The sequence below is a fragment of the Brunnivagina elsteri CCALA 953 genome (assembly GCF_002289455.1).
Lineage (GTDB): Bacteria > Cyanobacteriota > Cyanobacteriia > Cyanobacteriales > Nostocaceae > Brunnivagina > Brunnivagina elsteri.
The window spans coordinates 1-2576 of the sequence record NZ_NTFS01000617.1; the positions used below are offsets into that span (position 1 = coordinate 1).

Annotated in this window: 2 protein-coding genes; one reads left to right on the forward strand and one right to left on the reverse strand. The window is 43.9% G+C overall.

Going from position 1 to position 2576, the window contains the following annotated elements:
• Window positions 1-283: 283 nt before the first annotated feature.
• Window positions 284-1537 (reverse strand): Holliday junction branch migration DNA helicase RuvB, encoded by a 1254-nt coding sequence (gene ruvB, locus CK510_RS29105; RefSeq protein WP_245912497.1) that lies wholly within the window; start codon window positions 1535-1537, stop codon window positions 284-286.
• A 216-nt stretch (window positions 1538-1753) separates the two neighbouring features.
• On the opposite strand from ruvB, the gene hisF reads away from it, so the two are divergent.
• A complete protein-coding gene (gene hisF / locus CK510_RS29110) occupies window positions 1754-2527 on the forward strand; it encodes an imidazole glycerol phosphate synthase subunit HisF (RefSeq protein ID WP_095724940.1) in 774 nt (257 codons plus the stop codon).
• Window positions 2528-2576: the final 49 nt, after the last annotated feature.

Genomic DNA, 2576 nt, shown 5'->3' on the forward strand with positions numbered 1-2576 from the left:
CATGAAACGCAAGATTCTTCGTTCCGTAAGACTCCACTCAGAATGACAATTTATACCTTGTCCGACTTTTCAAACATACTCTAACAGTTCGATTTCCACATCTCATTCTACATCTCAAAATTTCCACAAATTTTAGTTGAGTAAAATATAGTTCACGACCGAAAATACCGTAGGGGCAAACGGTTGTTTGCCCTCAGTTATTTATCCTCATTTATATTGCATTCAAACGATAATTGGAAAAACCCAATTTCTACAAAATTTTGGACAGTATTTCCCCAAATAATCACTCATCAATCAATAAAGACAACTGCTCATTAGCTGGTTTAGGTGACTTAAACCCCATGTGTTTATAAGCAGCATTAGTCGCAGTTCTACCCCGTGGAGTTCGACTTAAATAACCAATCTGCATCAAATAAGGTTCGTACACTTCCTCAATTGTTTGCGTATCTTCCCCCGTTGCTGCTGCGATCGTTTCCAACCCAACCGGACCACCATTAAATTGTTCAATTATTACACTCAACATTTTTCTGTCAGTCCAATCCAAGCCCATTGGATCGACTTGAAATAGCTGTAGAGCCTCGGCTGCAACTTCCCTATTTATCTCACCAGATGATTTCACCTCAGCATAATCACGTACCCGTCTCAGTAATCTATTTGCAATTCGTGGCGTTCCCCTGGCTCGGCGAGCGACTTCCTCCGCACCTTCAGCATTGATGGATGTATTAAGTAACTCAGCGCTACGAACGACAATTTTACTGAGTTCATGCACTTCATAGAATCGCAACTTTTGTACCAAACCAAAGCGATCGCGTAATGGCGAAGTTAATGCACCAACCCTAGTTGTCGCCCCAACTAGTGTAAACTTTGCAAGGGGGATACTCCGAATACGGGCGCTAGTACCCTTGCCAACGGTGACATCAAGCCGATAATCTTCCATTGCTGGGTATAAAATTTCTTCTGTCATCCGCGACAGCCGATGAATTTCATCGATAAATAAAACATCACCTGGCTTGAGATTGACAAGTAAACCAGCTATATCGCGAGGACGTTCCAATGCCGGAGCGCTAGTAATTTTATAATTTACCCCCATTTCCGAAGCCAAAATCATCGCCATCGTTGTTTTACCCAACCCCGGCGGACCATATAGTAATAAATGGTCAAGTACCTCACCCCTAGATTTAGCCGCTTTGATGGCGATTTCCAGCACGTCCTTTAAGTCTTTTTGCCCAATATAATCTGCAAAACGGTGGGGACGAATACTCTCTTCTTGCTTCCCTCGTTCGTCAACGGCTGCTTCTGGTTGCAGAAGTTGATTATCTGGAGATTCATCTGGAGAATTATCTGGAGATTTTTCTTGCGATCGCGTAGCGTCTCCCTCAGAGAATCGCGCTTTGTCCAGTTCCCCTTCGGAGGATCCCAAACCTAAGTCATCCTCTGGTGCAACTTTATTTGATGTAGCTTTAGAAGTTCCTCGTTGCTTTTGCTTTGGTTCGCCATCTGGATTTGGAGGCTGTCGTCTGGAGGAGATGATTGCCATAGCTTGGTTAGTGGTTAATGGTTAATAGGGAATTGGGAATTGGGCATTGGGAATTGGGCATTGGGCATTGGGCATTGGGCATTGGGCATGGGGAATTAGGTATTGCATTATCTCTATTGTCTACCCCCACTCGCCAATTATTTTTTTTCGCTTGGGTGCGCTTGTCAATTTAAAATTGTAAGTTCCCGGCAATTACTAAGGAGTGTAAAAGTATTCATGTTAGCTAAAAGAATCTTACCGTGTCTGGATGTGAAGGCGGGACGAGTTGTAAAAGGAGTTAACTTTGTCAACCTGAAGGATGCAGGCGACCCGGTGGAATTAGCTAAAATTTACAATGAAGCGGGTGCTGATGAGTTAGTATTTCTTGATATTACGGCTACTCATGAAGACAGAGGCACAATTCTCGACGTTGTTTACCGAACCGCAGAACAGGTATTTATTCCCCTCACAGTCGGCGGTGGTATCCAATCCTTAGAAAATGTTAAAAATTTGTTACGAGCTGGCGCAGACAAAGTTAGTATTAATTCTGCGGCGGTACGTGACCCCGACTTCATTAATCGTGCAAGCGATCGCTTTGGTAATCAATGTATAGTTGTTGCAATTGATGCCCGAAAGCGAGAAAACCCTGACAACCCAGGTTGGGATGTTTATGTCAGAGGTGGTAGAGAAAATACTGGTATTGATGCCCTTTCTTGGGCTGCTGAAGTCGCAAAACGCGGAGCCGGAGAGCTACTAGTGACTAGTATGGATGCTGATGGCACTCAAGCCGGATACGATTTACAACTAACACGCGCAATTGCTGATACTGTTGAAATTCCCGTTGTCGCTTCGGGTGGTGCGGGTACTTGCGAACACATTCATTCAGCCCTCACTGATGGCAGAGCCGAAGCCGCACTTTTAGCCTCACTGTTACATTTCGGACAACTAACTGTCAGCCAAATCAAAAATTATCTGCGCGATCGCCAAGTTCCTATTCGTATGGCTTACTAATTTTTATCCACTATCTAACCACTCCAATGTGGTTAGACACAGTTATTAG

What these genes read in the sequence shown, in the direction of transcription:
- ruvB (WP_245912497.1), bottom strand. Translation starts at nt 1,537, where the DNA reads ATGGCAATCATCTCCTCCAGACGACAGCCTCCAAATCCAGATGGCGAA.
- hisF (WP_095724940.1), top strand. Translation starts at nt 1,754, where the DNA reads ATGTTAGCTAAAAGAATCTTACCGTGTCTGGATGTGAAGGCGGGACGA.